This is a genomic window from Actinomadura sp. NBRC 104425 (genome assembly GCF_030269545.1).
Classification (GTDB): domain Bacteria; phylum Actinomycetota; class Actinomycetes; order Streptosporangiales; family Streptosporangiaceae; genus Spirillospora; species Spirillospora keratinilytica.
The window spans coordinates 84,320-109,437 of sequence record NZ_BSTN01000013.1; the positions used below are offsets into that span (position 1 = coordinate 84,320).

Genomic DNA, 25,118 nt, shown 5'->3' on the forward strand with positions numbered 1-25,118 from the left:
CCGGCGGGCGTGAAACGGAGGTGGCCGCGCCTCCCCCGCCCGGGTGACGCGCCCGCCGGCGCGGCCGGGGTGACATGTGCAGAGCGCGGGCGGGGCGCGGGGCGGCTCAGGCCCGGATGGGGACCTCGACGTCGGGCAGATCGGACGGTTCGGGCTCGCGCCAGGCGCCGGACAGCAGCACCCCCAGGGTGAGCAGGTTCCAGCTCTGCCCCGGGCGGCGCGGCGGCACCTCGGCCAGGCGCCGTTCGACCGCGGCGCGGTCCAGGATGGAGAACAGCTCCGCAGGCCCGTCCAGGATGTACTCGCGGAAGACGTCGGCCAGTTCGGGCCCGTAGGACTTGCGCCAGTTGAACCCGGCGGCGCCCGTGCCGGGCGGGGTGGCGCGGCGCCGCCAGGCGGGCCACTCGCGCAGCGAACGCGGCCGGTCGCGTTCGAACCTCCAGCGTTTGCCCTCGAACGGAACGTCCCGCAGCTGCGGGGCGAACGCCTCCATCACCAGCGCCACCGGCTCCTCGCTCAGCCGCCACTCCACCGGCAGCGCCAGCGCCGCCCGCACCACCCGGTTGTCCAGGAACGGGTGGTAGTACGCCCAGTTCATCAGCGTCGCGGTGTGCGAGCCCGCCAGCCAGCGCCCGGTCTTGTAGAACATGTGCAGCTTGTCGAGCACGTCCAGGCCGTCGCGCTCGTAACGGGCGCACCACTCGTCGTAGTAGCGCCGGGCGTAGGCGTTGGCGTCGGCGTTGAGGAACTCCTCCTGCGCCAGGAAGATCGTCTTGAGCCGGGCGCGGACCCCCTCGGGGCTCAGGTCGCGCTGGTCGGTGAGGAAGCCGCCGCGCAGCCGCTCCCCGCCCGAGCCGGAGGTGCGCGGCTCGGGGTCGTAGGGCGCCCACCCGTTGACGCCCTCGTAGGCGGAGTTCATGCCCTCGCACATGCGCACGAGCGCGTGGGCGCGGCGCAGCGGGTGCCGCACGACGACCGCGCCCGACCGCTGCTTGTCGATCGTCACCTCGCATTCGGCGCCCAGGGCTGCGGCGACCCGCTGCGCCAGCACCACGTCGGGGCTGTCGGCCAGGCCGTGGGTGGCGCCGAAGAACGGCACCCCGGCGGCGTGGCAGGCGGCGGCGATCAGGCGGCTGTCGCGGCCGCCGGACAGCGCGATCCGCACCGGCCGGTCGTGCCGCCGGAACGGCTCGACGGCGGCCAGCAGCGCCTCGGCCAGCGGCCTGACGCGCTCGCGGGCCTCGCGGCGGCCGCGCGGCATCGGCCCCTGCTCGGGCAGCGGGCGCGGCACCACGTCGAGCGGGCCGCCGAACGGGGCGACCAGCGTGGCCGCGTTCGGCAGCGCCGTCACCCCCTCGAACGGCGTCTCGTCGGAGGCGAAGAACCCGTGCCGCACCAGCGCCTGCAGGCCCATGACCGCGTAGACGGGCGCCGGGCGGCTCAGCCCGGTCGCCGCGGAGCGGGCCGCCAGGTGCGCCAGCAGCGCCCGCGAGGCGGCGAGCCGCAGCCCGCCGGCCTCGGCGTGGTAGACGGGGCAGGCCCGGGTGATGGACGTGGCGGCCTGCAGCCCGTCCGGGCCGAGCCGGAACACCGAGAAGCAGCCGCCGCGGTCGTCCACGCGGTCGTCCAGCCGGTCGGCGGCCAGCAGCAGGTCGGCGTCGCCCTTGCCGCCCAGGTAGCCGCAGTAGCCCAGGGCCCGGTCCCCGGAGGTGAGGATCGGGTCGGGGAAGGGCGCCTCGGGCGGTTCGTTCGACCAGGCCAGCAGTGCGGCGCCGCCGTCCGGCGACAGCCACTCGGCGGTGCGCCAGCGGTCCGGCGGGACGGGCACCGCCTCGGCGATCGAGCGGCGGGCGGCGGTGAGGACGGCCGGGTCGATCCGGTCTCCGGGACGCCGTACGGCGACGGCCAGGTACGCACGCATGCGCGGCACCCAACCACCGCCCGGCGAACGGCCCGTGAACACCGGGGGACGGGCCGCCGACGTGCGTCCGGCGGCACCGCCCGGTGGCCGGGTCCGGTCAGGGGGCGAGCATGTCGGCGGTGAGGTTGGCCTCGGTGCCGGGGATGCCGAGGTCCTGGGCGCGCTTGTCGGCCATCGCCAGCAGCCGGCGGATCCGCCCGGCGATGGCGTCCTTGGTCAGCGGCGGGTCGGCGAGCTGGCCGAGCTCCTCCAGCGACGCCTGCTTGTGCTCCAGCCGCAGCTTGCCCGCGTTCACCAGATGCTCGGGCGCGTCGTCGCCGAGGATCTCCAGCGCCCGCGCCACCCGGGCGCCGGCGGCGACCGCGGCGCGCGCCGAGCGGCGCAGGTTGGCGTCGTCGAAGTTGGCCAGCCGGTTGGCGGTGGCCCGCACCTCGCGGCGCATCCGCCGCTCCTCCCAGGCCAGCACGCTGTCGTGCGCGCCCAGCCGGGTGAGCAGCGCGCTGATCGCGTCGCCGTCGCGCACCACCACCCGGTCGACGCCGCGCACTTCGCGGGCCTTGGCGTGGATCTTCAGCCGGCGGGCGGCGCCGACCAGGGCCAGCGCGGCCTCCGGCCCGGGGCAGGTCACCTCCAGCGACATCGACCGGCCGGGCTCGGTGAGCGAGCCGTGCGCCAGGAACGCCCCCCGCCAGGCCGACTCGGCGTCGCAGGCCGCGCCCGCGACCACGTGCCGGGGCAGGCCCCGCACCGGGCGCCCGTTGTTGTCGATCAGTCCGGTCTGGCGGGCCAGCGACTCGCCGTCGCGGAACACCCGGACCACGTACCGGTTGCCCTTGCGCAGCCCGCTCGGCGCGAGCACCACCACGTCGGAGGTGTGCCCGAAGACCTCGGCGATGTCCTTGCGCAGCCGCCGCGCGGCCGCGCCGGTGTCGATCTCGGCCTCGATCACGATCCGCCCGCTGACCAGGTGCAGGCCGCCGGCGAAGCGCAGCAGCGTCGACACCTCCGCCTTGCGGCAGCACGGCTTCATGATCGACAGCCTGCTCAGCTCGTCCTTCACCACGCCGGTCATCGCCATAGATGAACCCTCCCCCTTGTGAACTCCCAGCAGTGTGGCCGATGTCGGCCCGGCCGGGCCTCACTCACGGAAAATCTTCACGAAGGCTTGGGCCAGCCGGGCGGGATCGTGACGCGGCGACCCGTCATCGGCGGCGACATCGGCCAGCAGCAGCCGCCCGCCCAGGTCCTGGACGGCCTTGTCCAGGGCGGCCGGGTCGTCCACCACGCCGCGGTCGGCGACGACCACGTCCACGCGCAGGTCGGGCGCGTGGTCCTGCAACACCTCCAGGTGGGTCTGCGGCGAGAAGTCGTCGGTCTCGCCGGGCTGCGGGGCCAGGTTGAGGGCGACGACCCGCCGGGCCTTGGTCTCGGTCAGGGCGCGCGCCAGCTCGGGCACCTTCAGGTGCGGCAGCACGCTGGTGAACCACGAGCCGGGGCCGAACACGACCCAGTCGGCCTCCTCCACGGCGCGCACCGCGTCCGGGCACGCGGGCGGGTCGGGCGGCACCAGCGACACGCTGAGCACCTTGCCGGGGGTCTTGGCGCACGCCACCTGCCCCTTGACCTCGGTGATGGCGTCGGGCGCATCCGGGTCGGCGCCGCGCACCTGCGCGACGATGTCCAGCGGGACCGACGCCATCGGCAGCACCCGGCCGTGGGCGCCCAGCAGCCGCCCGACCCAGTCCAGCCCGGCGACGGTCGGGTCCTCGACGGGCGCGCCGGCGCCCGCGCCGGGGCCGGGGGCCGGGGCGGGTTCGAAGGTCCGCGCCACGACGGCGCCTCCTGCGGCGGGCACGGCGGCCCGCGTCAGCGCCTCGTCCGCCGACGCGCCGTCCGCGCCGCTCCTCGCGCCGCCGTCCGCGCCGCTCCTCGCGCCGCCGTTCGCGCCGCCGTTCGCGAGGGCCTGGGCGCCGAGCAGCTCCCACAGGGCGACGATCAGCAGGTTGCCGACGGCGTGCTCGTGCAGCGCGCCCTCGCTGCGGAACCGGTGCTGGACGACGTCGCGCCATGTGCGGCCCCAGTCGTCGTCGCCGCACAGCGCCGCCAGCGCCATGCGCAGGTCGCCGGGCGGCAGCACGCCCAGCTCGCGGCGCAGCCGTCCGCTGGAACCGCCGTCGTCGGCGACGGTGACGACCGCGCACAGCCGCCGGGTGACGCGCCGCAGCGCCGACAGGGAGGCGTACAAGCCGTGGCCGCCGCCGAGCGCGACGACCCGGGGTCCTGGGGGATTCACCGTCGCGCTCCCGGCCCGCCCGTCACTCACGGCCCAGGTCGCGGTGGGCGACCTGCACGTCGATGCCGTCGTCGCGCAGCCGCGCGGCCAGCTGCTCGGCCATCGCCACGCTGCGGTGCTTGCCTCCGGTGCACCCCACGGCCAGCGTCACGTAGTGCTTGCCCTCCCGCTCGTAGCCCTCGGCCAGCAGCCGCAGGACCTCGGTGTAGGCGTCCAGGAACTCCTTGGCGCCGCGCTGGCCCAGCACGTAGTCGCGCACCGCCGCGTCGCGGCCGGTCTTGGGCCGCAGCTCGGGCACCCAGTGCGGGTTGGGCAGGAAGCGGCAGTCGACGACCAGGTCGGCGTCCACGGGCAGGCCATACTTGTAGCCGAACGACACCACGGTCGCGCGCAGGCTGGACTCGCCGGTGTCGGGGCCGAAGAAGCCGACGATCTTGGCGCGCAGCTCGTGCACGTTGAGCCCGCTGGTGTCGATCACCAGGTCGGCCTCGGCGCGCACCTCGCGGACCAGCTCGCGCTCGCGGGCGATGCCGTCGACCAGGCGGCCGTCGTCCTGCAGCGGGTGCGGGCGGCGCACGCTTTCGAACCGGCGCACCAGGTCGGCGTCGCCGGCCTCCAGGAACACCACGCGGGGGTGCACGCCGCGCGCCTCCAACTCGGCGATGGCCGAGTGCAGGTCCTCGGTGAAGGCGCGGCTGCGCACGTCGACCACCATGGCGATGCGGGGCACCGCGTCCTTCACCCGGCCGCCCAGGTCGGCCATGGTCGCCAGCAGCGCCGGCGGCAGGTTGTCGACCACGAACCAGTCCAGGTCCTCCAGCGCCTTGGCGGCCGTGCTGCGGCCCGCCCCGGACATGCCGGTGATGATCACGATGTCCGGCACGTGTTTGTCGGTGCTCATGTCGGCCTCCCCCTGTGCTCGCCGCGCATGCCCGTGTCCGTACCCGCGGCGGCCGCCCCCGTGCGCCCGCCGCTCACCGGTGCTCCCCCTGGCCCGACCGCGTGCGCGCACCGCCGCCGGCGCCGTCCGGCCCGCCCGCCGCCTCGGACTCCGGCGCCGGCGCGTCGGAGGGCTCGGCCGGGCGGGGGCGGGGCGTGGAGGCGGTGCCGTGCAGCGCGGCGACGATGGCCTGGGCGCTGCGCAGCCCGATGCCCGGGACCTCGGCGACCTGCTCGGGCGTCGCCTCCTTCAGCCGCTTCACCGAGCCGAAGTGCTTGAGCAGCGCCGCGCGGCGGGCCGGGCCGAGGCCGGGCACCCCGTCCAGCTCGCTGGCCGTCATCGCCTTGGACCGCCGCTGCCGGTGGTAGTTGATCGCGAACCGGTGCGCCTCGTCGCGGACCCGCTGGATCAGGAACATGCCCTCGCTGTTGCGCGGCAGGATCACCGGGTCGGGTTCGCCGGGCAGCCAGATCTCCTCCAGCCGCTTGGCGATGCCGCACACCGCCACGTCGTCGACGCCCAGCTCGTCCAGGGCCCGCTGCGCCGCCGCCACCTGGGGCGGGCCGCCGTCCACCACGACCAGGTTGGGCGGGTAGGCGAACTTGCGGGGCTTGCCGGTCTCGGGGTCGATCGGCTGGTGCGCGCCCTCGGCGCCCTGGGCGTCCTGCGCGTTGTCGGGACGGGTGTCGCCGAGGGTGTCGAGCTCGCCGGTCTTCTCGCGCTCGGCCAGGTACCGCCGGAACCGGCGGGTGATCACCTCGTGGATGGAGCGCACGTCGTCCTGGCCCTCGACGGCCTTGATGCTGAACCGGCGGTACTCGCTCTTGCGGGCCAGCCCGTCCTCGAACACCACCATGGAGGCGACCACGTTGGTGCCCTGCAGGTTGGACACGTCGTAGCACTCGATGCGCAGCGGCGCCTCGGCCAGCTCCAGGGCCTCCTGCAGCTCGCGCAGCGCCCGGCTGCGGGTGGTCAGGTCGCCGGCCCGGCGGGTCTTGTGCTGCTTGAGCGCCTCCACGGCGTTGCGTTCGACGGTGTCGAGCAGGGCCTTCTTGTCGCCGCGCCGCGGCACGCGCAGCCGCACCGGGCCGCCGCGCTGCTCGGCCAGCAGCTCGGTCATGGCGTCGGCGTCCGGGGGCAGCGCGGGCACGCAGACCTCGCGCGGCACCGCCTCGCTCTCGCTGTAGATCTGGGTGAGGAAGTGCTCGACCAGGTCGGCGGTGGTGACCGCCTCGACCTTGTCGACCACCCAGCCGCGCTGGCCGCGGATGCGGCCGCCGCGCACGTAGAACACCTGGACGGCGGCCTCCAGCTCGTCTTCGGCGAAGGCGATCATGTCGCAGTCGGTGCGGTCGCCGAGGACCACGGCCTGCTTCTCCAGCGCCCGCTCCAGGGCGCGGATGTCGTCGCGCAGCCGGGCGGCCCGCTCGTACTCCTGCTCGGCGGCGGCCGCGCGCATCTCGGCCTCCAGCCGCTTAGTGAACCGCGCGGTGTCGCCCGCCATGAAGTCGCAGAAGTCCTCGGCCAGCCGCCGGTGCTCCTCGGGGGTGACGCGGCCGACGCACGGCGCCGAGCACTTGCCGATGTAGCCGAGCAGGCAGGGCCGGTCGAGCCGGCGCTGCCGCTTGAAGACACCGGGGCGGCACGTGCGCACCGGGAACACCCGCAGCAGCTGGTCGACCGTCTCGCGGATCGCCCAGGCGTGGGAGTACGGCCCGAAGTAGCGCACCCCCTTGCGCTTGGCGCCGCGCATCACCATCACCCTCGGGAACTCCTCGTCCCGGGTGACGGCCAGGTAGGGGTAGGACTTGTCGTCGCGGTAGCGGACGTTGAAGCGCGGGTCGAACTCCTTGATCCAGGAGTACTCCAGCTGCAGCGCCTCGACCTCGGTGCCCACCACCGTCCAGTCGACGCGCGCCGCGGTCTGCAGCATCGTCTGGGTGCGCGGGTGCAGGCCGGCGAAGTCCGCGAAGTAGGAGTTCAGCCGGGAGCGCAGGTTCTTCGCCTTGCCCACGTACACGACCCGGTCGTGCTCGTCGCGGAACCGGTACACCCCCGGGGATTCGGGGATGGAGCCCGGTGCGGGTCGATAGGTCGCCGGATCTGCCACGCCAGAAAGCCTAGTAGCCCCTGCCGACACCCGCGGGCCGGCCGCGGGTCCGGGCGGGCGGCCCGCACCGGCGGCACCGGCCGCCGGGACCGCCCGCCCCGCCGCGCTTTCCTACGCCAGGGTGATCTGGCCGCCCTGGACGTTGATCTGCTTGGCGGTCAGGCCCTTGTCGGCCGGGCCGCTGACGACCGAGCCGTCGCTGATGTTGAACTTGCTGCCGTGGCAGGGGCAGTTGATGGTGCCGCCGGACACCGCGTCGACCGGGCAGCCGCGGTGCGGGCAGGTGACGTCGAACGCCTTGAACTGCCCCTGCTGCGGCTGGGTCACCACGACCTTCTGGGCCTTGAACACCTTGCCGCCGCCCACCGGGATCTCGCTCGCCTGGGCCAGTGCGGCACCGCCGCCCGCCGCCGAGCTCTGGCCGCCGGAGTCCTGCCCCCCGGAGGCGTCGCCGTCCGAGTCGTCGGACCCGCCGCACGCCGCGAGCACACCCGCGGCCCCCGCCAGGCCGACGCCGAACAGGACCCCGCGGCGGGAGCTGCCCTCTTCGGCCGGCCGCTCGCCGTTTCCGGTCCGCGGTGCGGGCTCCTGTGCCATGCCATGTCCTCTCGTATGTCGATACCGTCCGTTGTCACTTCTCACCAGGAGCACGTGCGCACTCCCCCGATGGTTCAAAACAGAACCAATTCTCCGGCACGGCCTGCGGGACGGCGGCACCGGGTCCGGGCGGGGCGCCGCGCTCGCGCGCCCGCCCGGCGCCCCGGTCAGTCGAGGAGTTTGGCCAGGAACTTGCCGGTGTGGCTGGCCTCGACCTTCGCCACGTCCTCGGGAGTGCCCGCGGCGACGACGGTACCGCCGCGCGAGCCGCCCTCGGGGCCCATGTCGATGATCCAGTCGGCCGTCTTGATGACGTCCAGGTTGTGCTCGATGACGATCACCGTGTTGCCCTTGTCGACCAGGCCGTTCAGCACGCCGAGCAGCCGCCGGATGTCCTCGAAGTGCAGGCCGGTGGTGGGCTCGTCCAGCACGTAGATGGTGCGGCCGGTGGAGCGGCGCTGCAACTCGGCGGCGAGCTTGACGCGCTGCGCCTCGCCGCCCGACAGGGTGGGGGCGGGCTGCCCGAGCCGCACATAGCCCAGGCCCACGTCGTTCAGGGTCTTCAGGTGCCGGTGGATCGCCGAGACCGGCTCGAAGAACTCGGTGGCCTCCTCGATCGGCATGTCCAGGACCTCGGCGATCGTCTTGCCCTTGTAGTGGACCTCCAGGGTCTCCCGGTTGTACCGGGCGCCGTGGCACACCTCGCAGGGCACGTAGACGTCCGGCAGGAAGTTCATCTCGATCTTGATGGTGCCGTCGCCGGAGCAGTTCTCGCAGCGGCCGCCCTTGACGTTGAAGGAGAACCGGCCCGGCTGGTAGCCGCGCACCTTGGCCTCGGTGGTCTGCGCGAACAGCTTGCGGATGTGGTCGAACACGCCGGTGTAGGTGGCCGGGTTGGAGCGCGGCGTGCGGCCGATCGGCGACTGGTCGACGTGCACCACCTTGTCGAGCTGCTCGATGCCGGTGACCCGGCGGTGCCGGCCGGGCACCGTCTTGGCGCCGTGCAGCTGCTTGGCCAGCGCGTTGTAGAGGATGTCGTTGACCAGCGTGGACTTGCCGGACCCGGACACGCCGGTGACGGCGGTGAACAGCCCGAGCGGGAACGCCACGTCCACGTTGCGCAGGTTGTTCTGCCGGGCGCCCTTGACGACGATCTCGCGGCCCTTGCTCCGGGGCCGGCGCACCTTCGGCACGGGGATCTCGCGGCGGCCCGACAGGTAGGCGCCGGTCAGCGACTCCTCGCTGGCCAGCAGCTCGTCGACGGTGCCGGACACCACGATGCGGCCGCCGTGCTCGCCGGCCCGCGGGCCGATGTCGACGACCCAGTCGGCCGCCCGGATGGTGTCCTCGTCGTGCTCCACGACGATCAGCGTGTTGCCCATGTCGCGCAGCCGCAGCAGGGTCTCCAGCAGCCGGTGGTTGTCGCGCTGGTGCAGGCCGATGGACGGCTCGTCCAGCACGTACAGCACGCCCACCAGGCCGGACCCGATCTGGGTGGCCAGCCGGATGCGCTGCGCCTCGCCGCCGGCCAGGGTGGCCGAGGCGCGGTCCAGGCTGAGGTAGTCCAGGCCGACGTCCAGCAGGAAGCCCAGCCGCGCGTTGATCTCCTTCAGCACGCGCTCGGCGATGTGCTTTTCGCGCTCGCTCAGCTCCAGCGACAGCAGGAACTTGGCGCACTCGCCGATCGGCATGGCCGCGACCTCGGCGATCGACTTGCCGCCCATGGTGACCGCCAGCACGTACGGCTTGAGCCGCGCGCCCCTGCACGACGGGCACGGGATCTCGCGCATGTAGCCCTCGAAGCGCTCGCGGGTAGAGTCGCTCTCGGCCTCCGAGTGCCGCCGCTGGATGTAGGGTATGACGCCCTCGTAGGCGGTGTAGTAGGAGCGGGTGCGCCCGTAGCGGTTCTTGTAGCGGACGTGCACCTGCGTCGAGTGGCCGTTCAGGATCGCCTTGCGCGCCTTGGCCGGGAGCTCCTCCCACGGGGTGTTGAGGTCGAAGCCCATGGCGTCGCCCAGGGCCGACAGCAGCCGCAGGAAGTAGTCGCTGACGTGCCCGTTCGACCACGGCTGGATGGCGCCCTCGCCCAGGGTGAGGGACGGGTCGGGCACGACCAGCTCCGGATCGACCTCCATGCGGGTGCCCAGGCCGGTGCAGTCGGGGCAGGCGCCGTAGGGGGAGTTGAACGAGAACGAGCGCGGCTCCAGCTCGTCGAACGACAGGTCGTCGTAGGGGCAGTACAGGTGCTCGGAGAACATCCGGGTGCGGCCCTCGTCGTCCTCGGGCAGGTCGACGAAGTCCAGCACGATCGTGCCGCCGGCCAGGGCGAGCGCGGTCTCCACCGAGTCGGCCAGCCGCTGGCGCGCCGACTGCTTGACCGTCAGCCGGTCGACGATCACGGAGATGTCGTGCTTCTCCTGCTTCTTGAGCTTGGGCGGGTCGTCCAGCCGGACCATCTGACCGTCCACCATCGCCCGCGAGTAGCCCTTGGACTGCAGCTCGCGGAACAGCTCGGCGTACTCGCCCTTGCGGCCGCGGATGACGGGGGCGAGCACCTGGAAGCGGGAGCCCTCCGGCAGCTCCAGCACCCGGTCGACGATCTGCTGGGGGGCCTGGCGGCTGATGGGGCGGCGGCACACCGGGCAGTGCGGGTGGCCGATGCGCGCGTACAGCAGCCGCAGGTAGTCGTAGACCTCGGTGATCGTGCCGACCGTGGAGCGCGGGTTCTTGCTGGTGGACTTCTGGTCGATGGACACCGCCGGGGACAGGCCCTCGATGAAGTCGACGTCGGGCTTGTCCATCTGGCCGAGGAACTGGCGCGCGTAGGCCGACAGCGACTCCACGTACCGGCGCTGCCCCTCGGCGAAGATCGTGTCGAACGCCAGAGACGACTTGCCGGACCCGGACAGCCCGGTGAACACGATCATGGCGTCCCGGGGCAGGTCCAGCGAGACGTCCTTCAGGTTGTGCTCGCGCGCTCCACGCACGATGAGTCGGTCATGCACGGCGTTCTTCCGGTTCCTTGTCTGGGCGCGTCGGGCGGACACGATGGCCTCGGGCAACCAGGGGCGCGGCACTGGCACGACACTCCCCCGGGGCATAACGCGGCGTCGAGCCGCCGCATTTCGTGCCGGTCCCGGCCCGCATCCGATTGTGGTCGGCGCCCGCTCCCGCGGGGGCCGGGCGACACCATCGAACCGTACACGTGTTCGAAGATCTCTCGCTACCTGAACCCGCCCGCGGCGCGCCGGCCGGAGCGCCCGGACGCCGTTCAGCCGATGCGCGAGGCGCGGGCGCGGCGCCGCGCCTCGCTCCCCCCGTAGGCGTCCCGCGGCATGGCCCACACCATGTCGCGGCCGGTCTCGGCGGGGAGGACGCGGGCGCCGCCGCGCCCGGCGGGCGAATCGTCGTCAGGGGCGGGGGCGCAGGCCGTCGAAGACGACGTTCAGGGTGCGGCGGCGCAGGTCGTCGTCCCACGCGCCGTGCAGCGCGCCCTGGCAGGTGGCGGTGAGGATCGCCATGACCTCGTCGATCGCGACGTCGGGGCGCACGGCCCCGGCGCGCTGGGCGGCCTCCAGCAGTTCGCCGACCACCTGCTGCAGGGCGCGGATCTGGTCGCCCGGTTCGATGCCCATCCCCTCGGCGTCCAGCAGGCCGAGCACGGTGCGCACCCGGGCCGCCCGTTCCACCAGGAACGCGAAGAAGTCGAAGAAGGCGGTGGCGGGGTCGGTGTGCGCCGACAGCGCCGCGGCCTCGGCGAGCAGCCGGGTCCGCAGCTCCTTCATGATCGCCGCGAGCAGGTCGCGCTTGGTCGGGAAGTGCCGGAACACCGTGCCGATCGCCACCCCGGCGCGGGCGGCGACCTCCTCGGTGGAGGCGCTCTCGCCCTTCTCGGCGAACACCTCCTCGGCGGCGGCGAGGATGCGCGCCCGGTTGCGCCGCGCGTCGGCGCGCATCCTGCGCCCCGCGTCGGCGGCGTCGTCAGGCCGGTTCGCCATCGTCCAGGGCGAAGTCCAGGTAGCGCTCGTAGGAGCGCTGGACGGCCGCCTTGCCGTCGGCGTGCACGATGCGCCGCCACCAGGCGCCGTACACCCGGCGGAAGTCGTAGGGCTCCAGCAGCCGCAGCGCTCGGCGGATGGTCCGGGGCCGCTCGGGGATGAAGTTGGGGTAGGACCACATGAAGCTGACCCAGCGGCGGTCCTGCACGACCTGCAGGATGTCGCCGGAGAGCAGGGCGCCCTCCCCGTCCTCGCCGTCGCGCCAGTGCAGCACCTGGCCGCCGGCGAAGTGCACGCCCGCGTTGATGAGGGTGAGCCCGTCGCCGATCTCCAGGGTGTCGCCCGACCAGAAGCGCACCGCGTCGTCGGGGCGCGCGACCCACTGGCGGTCGGCCTCGTGGATGTAGACGGGGGCGTCGAAGGCGTGCGCCCACTCGATCATCGAGCCGTAGAAGTGCGGGTGGCTGATCGCGATCGCCGAGATCCCGCCCAGCTCGCGCACCCGGCGGACGAGGTCGTCGTCGATGAGCGTGATCATGTCCCACAGCACGTTGCCGGACGGCGTGCGCACCAGCAGGGCGCGCTGCCCGATGGAGGTGGGCGGCTCGGCGCCCACCCCGATGATGCCCTCGCCCTCCTCCTCGATCCGGCCGCGGTGCCCGGCGGCGCGCAGCTCCTCCAGGGCCGTCCAGCGCTGGCCGTCCCACCCGACGTACTGCCGCTCGTCCAGGCAGATCGGGCAGTCCGCGCGCGGCTCCCCGTACTGGACGCCGCACGTCGCGCAGATCGGATACTTCATGATCGCCATTGTTCCCCATCGGGGCGGGCCCATCCGACCGGCCCCGACCTGGGCCGTCTCCCCCGAGTGCGGGTCAGCCGCCGGGGCCGACGTCGGGGTCGCCGGACAGGCGGCGCAGCGCGTCCAGCGACCGCACGGTGATCATGTTGCGGGTCATGCCGAGGCCGCCGCGCACCCGTTCGCCCGCCAGGATCTGGGCGACCCGGCGGCGGCCCATGCCCGCCCAGCGGCCGAGGTCCTGCTGGTGGACGGGCACATTGATCTCGTAGCCGCCGCCGGGGCCGGGGCGGCCGAAGCGCGCCGCGAGCCGCAGCAGGCGGCTGGCCAGGCGGCGTTCGGCGTCGTCGGGGAAGTGCGCGATGCGCAGCTCGTTGGCGTCGCGCAGCCGCTCGGCCAGCACCGCGGCCACCGCCCACGCGGCGCCCGGGTGGGCGTCCAGGACGGCCCGGAACCGCGCCGCGGGCACCACCAGCGCCTCCACGGCGGTGAGCGCCTCCACGTTGGCGTGCCGGACGCCGCCGTCCGCGGCCTCCACCTCGCCGACCAGGTCGCCGGGGCCGAGCACGTCCAGGATGGCGATCTCGCCGGCGTGGTCCACCCACACCTTCACCGCGCCCCGGAGCAGGACGTACACCTGGGCGCTGCGGGTGTGCTCGCGCATCAGGAAGGTGCCCGGTTTGATCAGGGCCGTGGTGGCGGCCTCGCGCAGCGCCTTGCGCGCGCGTTCGGGGAGGGCGTCCCAGAACGTGATGATGCGCGGGGTGGTGGTGGTCAACTCGCCTCCTCTCCGCTCCCGGCAGGCGGAAGCCGCACAGGTACCCCCGATCCCAGTGAAACCCGGCGGTGCGCCGGCGGACCGCGTAGAACGGCACAGGTCCCGAAATCAACCGGAGATCATCCGGACCGGGCCGGGTCCTCGTCGTCGGCCCGGTCCGACCGCAGCCACTGGTCGAGGGCCTGGACGCGGCGCGCGCAGTCCGCGGCGGCGGCGTGGTCGCCGAGCGCCAGATGCGACGCGCGCCGCCGGTCCAGCGCGGCGCGCTGGCCGCGCAGGTCGCCCATCTCGCGGCGGATGGCGAGCTCGGCGTCGAAGTGCCCGACGGCGCGGGCGTGCCGGCCGAGGCGCTGGCAGGCGCGTCCCATGGTGTGCAGGGAGTAGGCCTGCCCGCGGGTGTCGCCGAGCTCGGTGGCGGTGTCGAGCGCGTACCGCCCCGCCTCCAGCGCCTCCTCGGCCTTGTCCAGGCTCAGGTAGATGGACGCCAGGTGCACCAGCGCGGTGCCCTCGCTGTGCCGGTCGCCGACCTCGCCGAGGACGCGCAGCGCCTCCAGCTCCGTGTCGAGGGCCTCCTTCGGGCGGCCGCTGCGCAGCAGCACCATGGCGTAGGTGTCCAGGCCGACGCCCATGCCGTAGGAGTCGTCGATCTCGCGGCGGATCTCCAGCGCCTGCCGGGCGGCGTGCTCGGCCTCCTCGTGCAGGCCCAGCTGCAGGTAGGTGCGGGCGAGGCTGCCGAGCGTGGTGGCAAGCCCGCCCCGCGCGCCCAGCCGGTGCCACAGGTCCAGGGCCTCCAGGCCGAGGACGAACGCCTCCTGGTGGCGCTCCATGCGGCGCTGCACCAGCGACAGGTGCTCCAGGTCGTGCGCCTCGCCGTGCAGGTCGCCGATCTCCCGGCGGATCTCCAGGGCGCGCAGCAGCCGCTCGCGCGCCTCGGGGTAGCGGCCGAGGCGCCAGCACACGATGCCGATCTGGGCGAGGGTCTCGGCCTCGCCGTGCCGGTCGCCGACCTCGCGGTGCAGCCGCAGCGCCTCCCCGCAGTAGCTGAACGCCTCGGCGAACCGGGCCGCGTCGCACATCAGCATGCCGAGGGTGGCCAGGGCGCGGGCCTCGCCGTGCCGGGCGCCCAGGGCGCGGTAGGTGCTCAGCGCCTCCTGGGCGTCCTGCAGGGCCAGGTCGCGAAGGCCCAGCGCGTTGTACATGCGGGCCAGTTCGGTGAGCGCCTGGGCGGCGCCGACCCGGTCGGCCTGCTCCTGGCGGATGTACAGGGCCTCCAGGGCGCGGGACACGGCGGCGTGCACGGCGCCCTTGCGCCGGTGTACCTGCGCGAGGGTGAGCAGGGCCTCGGCGACGCCGGGCATGTCGCCGATCCGGCGGCGGATGCGCAGGGCGCCGCCCGCGTGCTCCAGGGCGGCGTCGTAGGCGGCCAGGCCCAGGTGGGCGCGGGCCAGGATCTCCTGCGCGTCGGCGATGCCGCCGCCGTCGCCCAGCTCGCGGTGGATGTTCAGGGAGCGCCGCGCATGGGCGATGGCCGTCGGGTAGCGGCCCAGGGTGGTGTGCACGTCGGCCAGGTTCGCCAGGGCCGCGGCCTCGCCGAACCGGTTCGGCGGGTCCAGCGACCGGAAGCCGCGCCGGGCGTCCTCGCCGTAGCCGATGGCCTGGACGGACCGGCCGACCACGGCGTGCGCGACGGCCAGGTTGTGCAGCATGACGGCGGCGGCCGTCCAGTCCTCCTCGGTGCGGGCGGCGTGCAGGCCCGCCTGCTGCACGGCGATGTTGTCGTCGGTGTAGCGGCGGAAGTGCTGGAAGTCGAACAGCGCGTCGGCCAGCTCCCAGCAGGTGCGGTGCAGGCCCAGCCGGGCGGCCTGCTTCACGGCCGCCACCAGGTTGCGCCGTTCCGCCTCGAACCAGGCCAGGCTCTGGGCCCGTGCGGACGCCGGGTGGCCCTCGGGGGTGTCGGCGGTGTCGTCGTCGTCGGCGGCGGTGTGCAGTGCGGGGCGGCGGCGCCGCCCCAGCGCGGCCCCCGCCCGCCGCGCGTCGGCCAGGTAGCGGGCCAGCATGCGGCGCTGCGCGGCCAGGCGGTCGTTGTCGGCGTCCTCGATGAGGCCGCGTTCGCGGGCGAAGTCGCGCAGCAGGTCGTGCATGCGGTACCGGCCGGGTGCGACGTCGTGCACCAGGTACGCCTGCCGCAGCCCTTCCAGGCATTCGCGCGCCTCGTCCTCCGGGCGGGCGAGCAGCGCGGCCAGCACGCGCGGGGTGAAGTCGGGACCGGCGGACAGGCCGAGCCTGCGGAACGCGGCGCGCTGGTCGCGGCGCAGCCCCCGGTAGGCGACCTCGAAGGTGGGGCTGAGCACGCCGTGCAGGGCGTGCGGGCCGCCGGCGCCGTGCGGGCCGGGCTCGCGCAGGCCGCCGCCGTAGCCCGCGCCGCCGTAGCCTCCGGAGGCCGCGCCGTCGGGGTCGGCGAGCTGCCGCAGCGTCTCGCCGATCGGCTCGCCGGGGTTGTCGGCCAGCCGGCCCGCCATGATGCCGAGGGCCAGCGGCAGGAAACCGCACTCGCGGGCGAGCCGCAGCGCGGCGGCGCGGTCGTCGCGCACCCGGCGGTCGCCGGGGCCGAGCAGCGCGGCGAACAGGTCCACCGCCTCGTCCGGGTTCATCTCCCGCAGCTCCAGCGTGCGGATGTCGGCGCCCTCCAGCAGCACGGGCAGCCGCCGCCGCGTCGTCACCACCGCCAGGCCCGCGCCCATGGCGGCCAGCAGCGGGCGGATCTGCTCGGCGCCGGCGGCGTCGTCCAGCACCAGCAGGGCGCGCCGCCCGGCCAGCAGCGAGCGGCACTGCGCGGCCAGCTCGGCCTCGCCGCGCGACAGCTGGTCGCCGGGGACGCCGAGGCCGCGCAGCACCTGCCCCATCGCCTCGGCCGCGGTGACCGGGGCGCGGCCGGTGCCGCGCAGGTCGGTGAAGACGACGCCGTCGGGGAAGCGGTCGGCGACCCGGTGCGCCCAGTGCAGCGCCAGCGCCGTCTTGCCGACGCCCGCCATGCCCTGGATGACGACGGCGCGCGGCGTCTCGGCCTGCGCCACCAGCATGTCGAGCTTGCCGAGGCTGACCGCGCGCCCGGTGAAGTACGGGTTGTCGGCGGGCAGGCGCGGCGCCGCCTGCCCGGACGGCTCCAGCGGCACCGGCGTGGGCGCGGCGATGACGGCGCCGGCAGCGCCCGCAGCCGAGGCGGGCGCCGGGGCGACGGCGCCGTCTCCCGCGGGCAGGGCGCCGGCGGCGACGGACGGCAGCAGGGCGGCCCAGTCGTCGCCCCACGGTCCGGCCGCCCGGCGCAGCGCCTCGGCGTCCAGGATGATGAGGGGGCGGCTGCGGCGGTCCAGAATGCCCTTGGCGCGCCACCGCCGGAACCAGCGCACCAGGGTCTCGCGGGAGATGCCCGCCCAGTTCGCCAGCTCCGCCTGGCTGAGCCGCGTCGGCACCTCGATGCCGCGGGCGGTGCGGTCGCCGAACCGGTGCGCCAGTTCCAGCAGGTGGTAGGCCAGGCGCTGCGGGTGCTCGGCCGCGCGCACCGCGTGCCGCCGGCCGCCGAACGTGACGCTCTGCGCGACCGCGTGCATCATCGCCTCGGTCACGCGCGGGTTGGCGGCCAGCAGCCCGGCGAACTTCCCCCGGTCCACGCGCAGCGCGGTGACGTGGTCGAGCGCCGCCACCGACCCGCGCTGCGGATGCCCCCACGGCGCCAGCGCGCCCACCAGGTCGCCCGACCCGAACAGGTCGATGATGGACTCGTCGCCCTCGCTGGAGTCGACGAACTCCTTGGCGACGACGTTGCCGGACGTGCGCGCGCCGGTCTTGAACACCACGTACACGCCCGCGGCCGCCACCCCCTGGTGGCACAGCATGCCGCCGGGCGGGATGTCGGTGCGGCGCCCCATCGCCCGCAGCGCCTGCCGGTCGGTGGCCGACAGCCGCTCCCAGAAGCTCCCGGGCCGTACGTCGTGGTCGATCAACGGATCACCCCGCGCCGGCCGCGGCCACGGCCAGGGTCCAGCAGACGTACAGCACGGCGGTCGCCACGGCCCACACCACCGCCTGCCAGGCCAGCTCGCAGCAGCGGTGCGCCGCCGCGAGCAGCCGCCGCAGCTGCTCGTCGAGCACCCGCCCGTCCAGCGCCGTGCCGAGCGCGAACGGCGTCCACGGCACGCCCGGGTCGAGCGGCGCGCCGGTGCGGCCGCGGATCTCGCCGAGCGCGGCCACCACCATCAGGCGCGACCGGACCGCCAGCCCCGCCGAGACGGCGAACGTCACCGCGACCGGCACCAGCAGCGCCAGCGGAAGCACGCCCAGGCGGCCGCCCCCGTGGGCCACCTGGGCCAGCACTCCGAGCAGCACCACGGCCAGCACGGCCGCGGCGACCGCCGCGTCCTGCCCACAGGTCCGCAGCAGGCCCTCGGCGGCCCGAAAGAGGCGGTCCGGCCGGATCTCCTCGTTCGCCGTGCCGCCCGACCGCGGCGCCGTGCCGCGCTCGAAGGGGGACCTCGTCACCACCGCGTCACCGTCCTCCCGCATCGCCGTTTCCGACCCCTATGACGATGGTGGTACGTGAAATGCGGGAACTCCGTCCGGTACGGCACGGTGCGGCTGCGTCTGGCGACTCAAACGGCCCGCACGCACGGCCGCACCGGCGATACGGGAAGATGGTCGTCCGGCCGGGCCGCGCCCCGGCCGCGCACCGACGGGAGGACGGCGATGAGCTACACCGGAGACGTCGAAGTCGGCGGCGGGCCGGACGTGCGGGAGCTGCCCGGCCTGACGATCACCAAGGTGGCGGTCGGCCCGTACGACAACAACGCCTATCTGCTGCGCTGTACCGCCACCGGCGACCAGCTGCTGATCGACGCGGCCAACGAGGCGCCCCGGCTGCTGGAGCTGATCGGCGACGGTCCGCTCGGCCGTATCGTCACCACGCACCGGCACGAGGACCACTGGATGGCGCTCAGCGAGGTGGTCAAGGCGACCGGCGCGCCGGTGGTGGCCCATCCGCTGGACGCCGAGGCGCTGCCCGAACCGGTCGCCGAGCCGGTCGAGCACGGCGACACCGTCCGCGTGGGCGAGGCGGTGCTGGAGGTGATCCACCTGCGCGGCCACACGCCCGGGTCGATCGCGCTGCTGTACGACGCGGGCGGCGCGCTGGCCGACAGCCCGCACCTGTTCACCGGCGACAGCCTGTTCCCCGGCGGGGTCGGCAACACCTGGGGCGACCCGGCGCGCTTCCGGCGGCTGCTGACGGACGTGGAGGAGCGCGTGTTCGACCGGCTGCCCGACGCGACCTGGTTCTACCCCGGTCACGGCAAGGACTCCACGCTCGGCCGCGAACGCCCGTCCCTGCCGGAGTGGCGCGAACGCGGCTGGTAGCGCCGGACGGCGGCGATCGGGGGCGCCGGGGCACCGCGTCCGCCCGGTCAGGCCTGACCGTCGAGCAGGACCGCGGGGACGTCGGCGCGGCGAGCGCGCAGCCACTCGCCCAGGGCCTTGGCCTGCGGGTCGAAGCGGGCCTGCGCTGCGACACCCTCCCCCAGCAGCCCCTCCACCACGAAGTTGAGGGCGCGCAGGTTGGGCAGCACGTGGCGGCGGACGGGCAGGTCGGCGGTCTCGGGCAGCAGGCGGCGCAGCTCCTCGACGGTCAGGTGGTGGGCCAGCCAGCGCCAGGCGTCGTCCGTGCGCGCCCACACGCCGAGGTTGGCGTCGCCGCCCTTGTCGCCGCTGCGGGCGCCGACCAGCGTGCCGAGCGGCACCCGCCGGGTCGGCAGCCCCGCGGGCAGCGGTTCGGGCAGCGGCGGGTCGCCCGGGTCGGACGGCTCGCACGTCACCGGCGCCGGGGGGATGACGACGCGTGCGCCGTCCGGCAGCACCGCGACGTGCGGCACCTCGGCGGCGTCGACGAAGGCGGCCGAGTAGACGCCGTAGGGCGAGGCGTCCTGGGGCGGCGCGGTGAGGTGGAACCCCGGGTAGCTGGCCAGCGCCAGCTCGACCGCGGCGCCGCTGAACGCCCGTCCGACCACGGCGGCGTCGGGGTCCCTGACCTCGCAGTGCAGCAGGGCGCTGGCCTCCTGCTCGGTGTCGGCGTCCGGGCGGTCGGTGCGGGCGAGCGTCCAGCGGATGTGCGCGGGCGGGCGGTCTTTCAGGGCGCGTTCGAGCTGCTCGCGCACCAGCGCGGCCTTGGCCTCGATGTCCAGCCCGGTCAGCACGAACGTGACGGCGTTGCGGAAGCCGCCGAGGCGGTTGAGGCACACCTTCAGCCGCGGCGGCGGGGGCTCGCCGCGCGCCCCGCTGATCCGGACCCGGTCGGGGCCGTCGGCGGTGAGGGTCAGGGTGTCGAAGCGGGCGGTGACGTCGGGGCCCAGGTAGCGGGCGCCGCCGATCTCGTACAGCAGCTGCGCGGTGACCGTGCCGACGGTGACGGCGCCGCCCGTCCCCTCGTGCTTGGTGATCACGCTGGTGCCGTCGGCGTGCACCTCGGCGATCGGGAAGCCGGGCGCGGTGACGTCGTGCTCGGTGAAGAACGCGTAGTTGCCGCCGGTCGCCTGGGCGCCGCACTCGATGACGTGCCCGGCGGCGACCGCCCCGGCCAGCGCGTCGAAGTCGTCGCGGGCCCAGCCGAACCGGGCGGCGGCCGGGCCGACGACCAGCGAGGCGTCGGTGACGCGGCCGGTCACCACGACGTCGGCGCCGGCCCGCAGGCATTCGGCGATGCCCCACGCGCCGAGGTAGGCGTTGGCGGTCAGCGGCCGCCCGAACCCCAGCTCGGCGGCGCGCGGCAGCAGGTCGTCGCCCTCGACGTGGGCGACGGCGACGTCCAGGCCGAGCCGGGCGGCCAGTTCGCGCACCCGGTCGGCCAGCCCGGCGGGGTTGAGCCCGCCCGCATTCGTGACGATCTTGACGCCGCGGTCGGCCGCCTCGCCGAGGGTGTCCTCCAGCTGGCGCAGGAAGGTGCGGGCGTAGCCGCGGGCGGGGTCCTTCAGCCGGTCGCGGCCGAGGATCAGCATGGTCAGCTCGGCGAGGTAGTCGCCGGTCAGCACGTCCAGGGGCCCGCCGGTGAGCATCTCGCGGACGGCGGCGAACCGGTCGCCGTAGAAGCCGGAGGCGTTGCCGATGCGGATCACGGCCGCTCCCCGGGCTTGCGGCCGGCGCCGGGCGGGCCGGCGAACGCCTGCGCGATGTGCAGCCAGCGCTCGGCGTCGGCGCCGACGGCGGTCAGGCCGGTGTCGGCGGGGTGCCGCCGCTGCGTGACGACCAGGCAGAAGTCGAGCGCGTCGCCGGTGACGCGCTGCCGGGCGTCCGGCGGCCCCCAGGTCCAAATGCCGCCGTCGGGGGCGGTCAGCTCGACCCGGAACTGCTCGTCCGGCGCCTGCAGCCCGTGCAGGCCGAACGCGAAGTCGCGGGTGCGCACGCCGATGTGGGCGACGTGCCGGATCCGCGCGGTGGGCGCGCGGCGGACGCCGAGCGCGTCGTAGACGTCCTGCGCGTGCGCCCAGGTCTCCATCAGCCGGGCGGTCGCCATGGACGCCGCGGTCATCGGCGGCCCGTACCAGGGCAGGCGCCGCCCCTCGGGGACTTCGGCGAGCGCGGCGGCCAGGTCGGCCCGACCGCGGCGCCACGTTGCGAGCAGTTCGGCGCGCGGGGCGCGGGCGCCGTCGCGGGCCGCGTCGTCGACGTACCCGGGACCCCCGTCGGCGGCGCGCCGCCGCTCGGCGGGGAAGTCGTCGGGGGTGCGCGCCGCGATGAGCGCCTTGGCGTCCGTCCAGGCCAGGTGGGCGATCTGGTGCGCGATCGTCCAGCCCTGCGCCGGGGTGGGGGTGGACCAGTCCACGTCCGGGCGTGCGACCAGCGCGTCCAGCTCCCCGCTCTCGGCGGCCAGGTCGGCAAGGATGGGTCCGGCATCGGCCACTGCCGCTCGCCTCCTCCCTGGGTCCTTGAAGGAGGGTGGCACCGCCGGCCTAAAGAATCAAGCGTGCATGATTGTTTCTTTCCGGTCGGCATGACCGGGCCCGGCCCGTGCCGGGGCGGGCGGCACGGGCCGGGCGCGGTTCGCAAGGGGGGTGCTCCCCGGGCGGTTCGCTCAGCAGCGCCGGCCGCGGTTGATGCACGACACGGCGCGGCGCATCAGGCTGTCGGGCATCACGTTCTCGAAGTCGGCGTGGTCGGTGACGGGGTTGTGCAGCTGCTCGGGGAAGCTGTCCACCGCGTACACCCGGCCCTGCCGGATCTGCGCCTTGCTGAGGTTGATGTTGTAGCTGAGCGTCATGCGCAGCTGCGGCACGGCGCGCGTCCCGGACGGGCAGGCGCCGTCGGCGTTCGGGAACACCACGTGCGTGCGGTGGTTGGCGCTGTCGGTGTTGCGGCCGTCCCAGCAGCTCGGAAAGTCAAGGACGCGGGTCACCCGGCTGCCCCGGGGGCAGATCGGGTACTTGTCGGAGACCACCCGGTTGGTGAAGCCGGAGCACGTCCAGGCCGCCCGGGCGTTGGCGGGGCCGTTGGTGGCCGCCTTGGCGTCGCCCATGATGATCCGCATGAACCTGGGCATCGCGGTGACCTTGCCGGTGGCGTTGCCGCGGAACTGCAGCGACACCGACGCGGGCCGCAGGACGCGTCCGACGTTTCCGTCGGCGGCGCTCTGGTCGTTCTGCGGCGCGTCGTCGGGGCTGCGCAGCCGGATCACCGGCCAGAAGTAGGTCGACTTGTCGCCGTTGGTGCACGTGGTGCCGGCGCGGGCCAGGCTTTCGTCGGTGGAGAACCCGTCGGTGGACAGGTTGCCGACGTAGTCGTGGGTGTGGTGGGCGCCGTTGGACACGCCGGGCGCGACGATGAAGTTGTCGGAGTTGAAGTGGCCGTTCTCGTTGCGGCCGCACCGCGAGGTGAACGTGCCGCGGGAGCCGCCGCGCCTGACCTTGGGCCGGCGGACGTTGGGCCGCACCTGCCGGATGTCGATGAAGTCCTGCGCGTTGGGCCGCGTCTGCTGTCCGCCGCCGTTCTGCTGCCCGGCGTTGCCCGTGCCGTTCCCGGAGCCGTTGCCCTGCCCCGTGCCGGCGTCGGTGGTGCCGCTGAGGGTGCATTCGGCCAGCGCGTCCAGCCCGGTGGGCCGTTCGGCGACCCGGCCGATGGCGGTGGCGATCCGGTTGATCGTCGCGATGCGCTTGTCGCGCAGCGGACCGAGGATCGCGTTGTTGACGAAGTTGGGGCCGCCCTGCCCCACCGTGGCGGCCAGCCGCCGATTGGCCTCCTGGATCTGGGTGTTCAGCAGCGCCAGGTTGCGGTCGACCTCGGCCTTGGCCTGGGCGGGGACGGCGGGCAGCCGGGACGCCACGTCCGGGCACTGGATGGTCTGGGCGCGGGCGGCGGCCGCGGCGTTCGCCCCGGCCGCCGCCGGGCCGACGCCGGACAGCCCGGCCAGCAGCAGGCCTCCGCCGGCCGTGAGCCCGACGGTGCGCAGAAAGGTTCGCGGTCGCCGTGCGGATCGCATGCGGCGCTCCCTCCTTGTTCAGGGTGTGAGGAAGGGCACCCGGCTCCGTCCAGCGGGTACGCGCCCCCGCCCGGCGGGGTTCAACGCGCCGCAGAAGAAATCCGGAACGGACTTCGGAACGAACATCGAGCGGGTTGCGCGGCCGTCCGCGGATCACGCGGCGTGACCGAGCCGCAGCGGGGCGGCGACGGGCGCTTAGGCGGCGCTCAGCGGCGGGTCAAGCGAACCTTAAACGCGCGCGTCGCGTCCCCGCCGGGGCCTAGCCTCGGCGATGTCAGCGATCTTCGATCCGGGCGGGCGGCCCGCGCGGTGCTCGATCGACGCACCCGGCTTCCAGCCGCGCGGGCCGCCCGCCCCCTCCTCTGGAAAGGGGGCGCACGAGGTACAGCAGGCACACGACACCGTGGGTACGCGCGGGGCGCCCGCCGTGTTCGACCCCCTACCCCGCAACCTTGACGATCACGGGTGGGGCGCGCGCACGGCGCGGCCGTCCCCGCAGGCCAGCGCGGCGACCTCGGCCCGCGCCTCCGCCAGCGAACGCGCCGCGAAGTCCCGCAGGTGCGCGAGCTGCGGGAGATGCTCGGCCATCGTCATCTCCGCGTGCACGAAGCGCAGGTTGTCTTCGGGTACGCCGAGGTGCTCGCGGAAGTACGCCCGCAGGTACGGCTCCTGGAAGTCGCATCCGTGCCGCGGGGTCTGCGGCCCGTAGGCGCCGCCGCGCGCGGTGACCACCACGACCGCGGTGTCCCGCAGCACGCCGGCCCCGGTTTCGGGGTCGAGGTAGGCGCCGGGGAAGGTGATCCGGTCGATCCACGCCTTCAGCGCGGCGGGCACCGAGAAGTTGTACATGGGCGCGCCGATCAGGATCGTGTCGGCGGCCCGCACCTCTTCGACCAGGGACCGGGTCAGCGCCCAGTCGCGCCGCTCGGCGTCGTCCGCGGCCAGCGCCGCCACCTGGTCGAGCGGGACGAGCCCGCGCTTCTCCACGCGCCGCCCGAGGTCGACGTACGGCGCCCCGAGCGGCGGAACCGGATCGGCCGCCAGGTCGCGGTACCGGTACCCGGCCGCCGGGCCGTGCCGGCGCCGCCACTCCTCGGCGAACATCGAGGTCAGCCGCCTGCTGACGGAGCCGTCCGCATGGTCGGCCCCGGAGTCCAGATGCAGCAGGGATATCATGCTCTCACCGTCCACTCGGCCCCCTGACCGGCAGGGGCGCGTCCTGTTGTCCGTTCACCGCCCTTACGACGACGCGCGCCGAGGAAAGGTGACCGATGGACGATCAGGTTGCGCTGGCCGAGCTTTTCGACCGCTCCCGGGGGCAGCTGCGGGGCATGGCGTTCCGCATGCTCGGTTCGGCGGACGAGGCGGACGACGCCGTGCAGGAGGCGTGGCTGCGGGCCAGCCGCGCCGGTTCGGGCGAGGTGGCCAACAAGGCGGCCTGGCTCACCACGATCGTCGGCCGGGTGTGCCTGGACATGCTGCGCTCGCGCCGCCGGCGCGGCGAGCATCTGGTCGACACGGCCGGTTTCGAAGCGCTGACGGCCGCGGACGGCGCCGCCGGCCCGGAGGACGAGGCGGTGCTGGCCGACTCGGTCGGGCTCGCCCTGCTGGTGGTGCTGGACGCGCTCGGCCCCGCCGAACGCGTCGCCTACGTGCTGCACGACCTGTTCGCCGTGCCGTTCGAGGAGATCGCCCGCATCGTGGAGCGGTCGCCGGCCGCGGCCAAGAAGCTGGCCAGCCGCGCCCGGCGCCGCGTCCACGGGCGGCCGGACGCGCCGGCCGCCGACCTGGCCCGTCAGCGGCGGGTGGTGGACGCCTTCCTCGCCGCGTCCCGGGCGGGCGACCTGGACGCCCTGCTCGCGGTGCTGGCGCCGGACGCCGTACGGCGCAGCGACCGCGCCGCGCCGGCCGAGGCCGAGGTGCGCGGCGCCCGCCGCATCGCCGAGGAGACCGCCGGCAACGCCGCCCGCGCCCGGTTCGCCCGGCCCGCGCTGGTGGACGGCCGGGTCGGGCTGGTCGTCGCGCCGCGCGGGCGGCTGCGGCTGGTGCTGCGGCTGACGATCGGCGGCGACCGGGTCGAGGTGATCGACGTCATCGGCGACCCGGACCGCCTGCGCGGGACGCGCGTCGCCCTGCTCGACGCGCCGCCGCCCGTGCGGGCCGCCTGACGGCGG

The 25,118-nt window shown here is 74.8% G+C and carries 18 protein-coding genes; 2 read left to right on the forward strand and 16 right to left on the reverse strand.

Annotated features, from left to right (window positions below; genetic code table 11):
* Window positions 1–106: 106 nt before the first annotated feature.
* From QSK22_RS20340 to QSK22_RS20395, 12 genes are all read right to left on the reverse strand, one after another.
* A complete protein-coding gene (locus QSK22_RS20340) occupies window positions 107–1,921 on the reverse strand; it encodes an asparagine synthase-related protein (RefSeq protein WP_285495833.1) in 1,815 nt (604 codons plus the stop codon).
* A 97-nt stretch (window positions 1,922–2,018) separates the two neighbouring features.
* A complete protein-coding gene (gene whiA, locus QSK22_RS20345) occupies window positions 2,019–2,999 on the reverse strand; it encodes a DNA-binding protein WhiA (protein ID WP_285495834.1) in 981 nt (326 codons plus the stop codon).
* Between the two features lie 60 nt (window positions 3,000–3,059).
* Window positions 3,060–4,214: a gluconeogenesis factor YvcK family protein gene (locus tag QSK22_RS20350; RefSeq protein ID WP_285495835.1), complete on the reverse strand. Its 1,155-nt coding sequence runs from the start codon at window positions 4,212–4,214 to the stop codon at window positions 3,060–3,062.
* Window positions 4,215–4,236: 22 nt separating this feature from the next.
* On the reverse strand, window positions 4,237–5,115 hold the full coding sequence (rapZ, locus tag QSK22_RS20355; protein ID WP_285495836.1) for an RNase adapter RapZ: 879 nt from the start codon (window positions 5,113–5,115) through the stop codon (window positions 4,237–4,239).
* Window positions 5,116–5,188: 73 nt separating this feature from the next.
* Window positions 5,189–7,264 (reverse strand): excinuclease ABC subunit UvrC, encoded by a 2,076-nt coding sequence (gene uvrC / locus QSK22_RS20360; RefSeq protein WP_285495837.1) that lies wholly within the window; start codon window positions 7,262–7,264, stop codon window positions 5,189–5,191.
* Window positions 7,265–7,375: 111 nt separating this feature from the next.
* A complete protein-coding gene (locus QSK22_RS20365; RefSeq protein WP_285495838.1) occupies window positions 7,376–7,861 on the reverse strand; it encodes a Rieske (2Fe-2S) protein in 486 nt (161 codons plus the stop codon).
* Window positions 7,862–8,028: 167 nt separating this feature from the next.
* A complete protein-coding gene (uvrA, locus tag QSK22_RS20370; protein WP_285495839.1) occupies window positions 8,029–10,866 on the reverse strand; it encodes an excinuclease ABC subunit UvrA in 2,838 nt (945 codons plus the stop codon).
* Window positions 10,867–11,271: 405 nt separating this feature from the next.
* Window positions 11,272–11,859: a TetR/AcrR family transcriptional regulator gene (locus QSK22_RS20375; protein ID WP_285495840.1), complete on the reverse strand. Its 588-nt coding sequence runs from the start codon at window positions 11,857–11,859 to the stop codon at window positions 11,272–11,274.
* A complete protein-coding gene (locus tag QSK22_RS20380) occupies window positions 11,843–12,658 on the reverse strand; it encodes an MBL fold metallo-hydrolase (protein WP_285495841.1) in 816 nt (271 codons plus the stop codon). Before QSK22_RS20380 ends, QSK22_RS20375 begins: the two co-directional genes overlap by 17 nt.
* Window positions 12,659–12,731: 73 nt before the next feature.
* On the reverse strand, window positions 12,732–13,433 hold the full coding sequence (locus QSK22_RS20385; RefSeq protein WP_285495842.1) for a Crp/Fnr family transcriptional regulator: 702 nt from the start codon (window positions 13,431–13,433) through the stop codon (window positions 12,732–12,734).
* A gap of 119 nt (window positions 13,434–13,552) precedes the next feature.
* A complete protein-coding gene (locus QSK22_RS20390) occupies window positions 13,553–17,434 on the reverse strand; it encodes a tetratricopeptide repeat protein (protein WP_285495843.1) in 3,882 nt (1,293 codons plus the stop codon).
* A 4-nt stretch (window positions 17,435–17,438) separates the two neighbouring features.
* Entirely contained in the window at window positions 17,439–17,993 is a 555-nt protein-coding gene (locus QSK22_RS20395) for a hypothetical protein (protein ID WP_285495844.1), read from the reverse strand.
* Window positions 17,994–18,173: 180 nt separating this feature from the next.
* Here QSK22_RS20395 and QSK22_RS20400 point away from each other — a divergent pair, with 180 nt between their 5' ends.
* Window positions 18,174–18,839, forward strand: coding sequence for an MBL fold metallo-hydrolase (locus QSK22_RS20400; protein ID WP_285495845.1), 666 nt, complete (start codon window positions 18,174–18,176; stop codon window positions 18,837–18,839).
* Between the two features lie 47 nt (window positions 18,840–18,886).
* On the opposite strand, the gene QSK22_RS20405 is transcribed toward QSK22_RS20400, so the two are convergent.
* The 4 genes from QSK22_RS20405 to QSK22_RS20420 form a co-directional block, all read right to left on the reverse strand.
* The gene (locus QSK22_RS20405) at window positions 18,887–20,527 is read right to left on the reverse strand and encodes an acyclic terpene utilization AtuA family protein (RefSeq protein WP_502872343.1); all 1,641 of its coding nucleotides are present in this window, start codon (window positions 20,525–20,527) and stop codon (window positions 18,887–18,889) included.
* 56 nt (window positions 20,528–20,583) lie between these two features.
* Window positions 20,584–21,372: a TIGR03084 family metal-binding protein gene (locus tag QSK22_RS20410; RefSeq protein WP_285495847.1), complete on the reverse strand. Its 789-nt coding sequence runs from the start codon at window positions 21,370–21,372 to the stop codon at window positions 20,584–20,586.
* 171 nt (window positions 21,373–21,543) lie between these two features.
* The gene (locus tag QSK22_RS20415) at window positions 21,544–22,944 is read right to left on the reverse strand and encodes a DUF1996 domain-containing protein (protein WP_285495848.1); all 1,401 of its coding nucleotides are present in this window, start codon (window positions 22,942–22,944) and stop codon (window positions 21,544–21,546) included.
* 459 nt (window positions 22,945–23,403) lie between these two features.
* Window positions 23,404–24,120, reverse strand: a complete 717-nt coding sequence (locus QSK22_RS20420; RefSeq protein WP_285495849.1) for an FMN-dependent NADH-azoreductase — start codon at window positions 24,118–24,120, stop codon at window positions 23,404–23,406.
* Window positions 24,121–24,215: 95 nt separating this feature from the next.
* Here QSK22_RS20420 and QSK22_RS20425 point away from each other — a divergent pair, with 95 nt between their 5' ends.
* Window positions 24,216–25,112 (forward strand): sigma-70 family RNA polymerase sigma factor, encoded by an 897-nt coding sequence (locus QSK22_RS20425; RefSeq protein WP_285495850.1) that lies wholly within the window; start codon window positions 24,216–24,218, stop codon window positions 25,110–25,112.
* Window positions 25,113–25,118 lie beyond the last annotated feature (6 nt).

What these genes read in the sequence shown, in the direction of transcription:
- whiA (WP_285495834.1), bottom strand. Translation starts at nt 2,999, where the DNA reads ATGGCGATGACCGGCGTGGTGAAGGACGAGCTGAGCAGGCTGTCGATC.
- QSK22_RS20375 (WP_285495840.1), bottom strand. Translation starts at nt 11,859, where the DNA reads ATGGCGAACCGGCCTGACGACGCCGCCGACGCGGGGCGCAGGATGCGC.
- QSK22_RS20340 (WP_285495833.1), bottom strand. Translation starts at nt 1,921, where the DNA reads ATGCGTGCGTACCTGGCCGTCGCCGTACGGCGTCCCGGAGACCGGATC.
- QSK22_RS20425 (WP_285495850.1), top strand. Translation starts at nt 24,216, where the DNA reads ATGGACGATCAGGTTGCGCTGGCCGAGCTTTTCGACCGCTCCCGGGGG.
- QSK22_RS20400 (WP_285495845.1), top strand. Translation starts at nt 18,174, where the DNA reads ATGAGCTACACCGGAGACGTCGAAGTCGGCGGCGGGCCGGACGTGCGG.
- QSK22_RS20420 (WP_285495849.1), bottom strand. Translation starts at nt 24,120, where the DNA reads ATGATATCCCTGCTGCATCTGGACTCCGGGGCCGACCATGCGGACGGC.
- QSK22_RS20365 (WP_285495838.1), bottom strand. Translation starts at nt 7,861, where the DNA reads ATGGCACAGGAGCCCGCACCGCGGACCGGAAACGGCGAGCGGCCGGCC.
- QSK22_RS20405 (WP_502872343.1), bottom strand. Translation starts at nt 20,527, where the DNA reads ATGCTCACCGGCGGGCCCCTGGACGTGCTGACCGGCGACTACCTCGCC.
- rapZ (WP_285495836.1), bottom strand. Translation starts at nt 5,115, where the DNA reads ATGAGCACCGACAAACACGTGCCGGACATCGTGATCATCACCGGCATG.
- QSK22_RS20415 (WP_285495848.1), bottom strand. Translation starts at nt 22,944, where the DNA reads ATGCGATCCGCACGGCGACCGCGAACCTTTCTGCGCACCGTCGGGCTC.
- QSK22_RS20395 (WP_285495844.1), bottom strand. Translation starts at nt 17,993, where the DNA reads ATGCGGGAGGACGGTGACGCGGTGGTGACGAGGTCCCCCTTCGAGCGC.
- QSK22_RS20380 (WP_285495841.1), bottom strand. Translation starts at nt 12,658, where the DNA reads ATGAAGTATCCGATCTGCGCGACGTGCGGCGTCCAGTACGGGGAGCCG.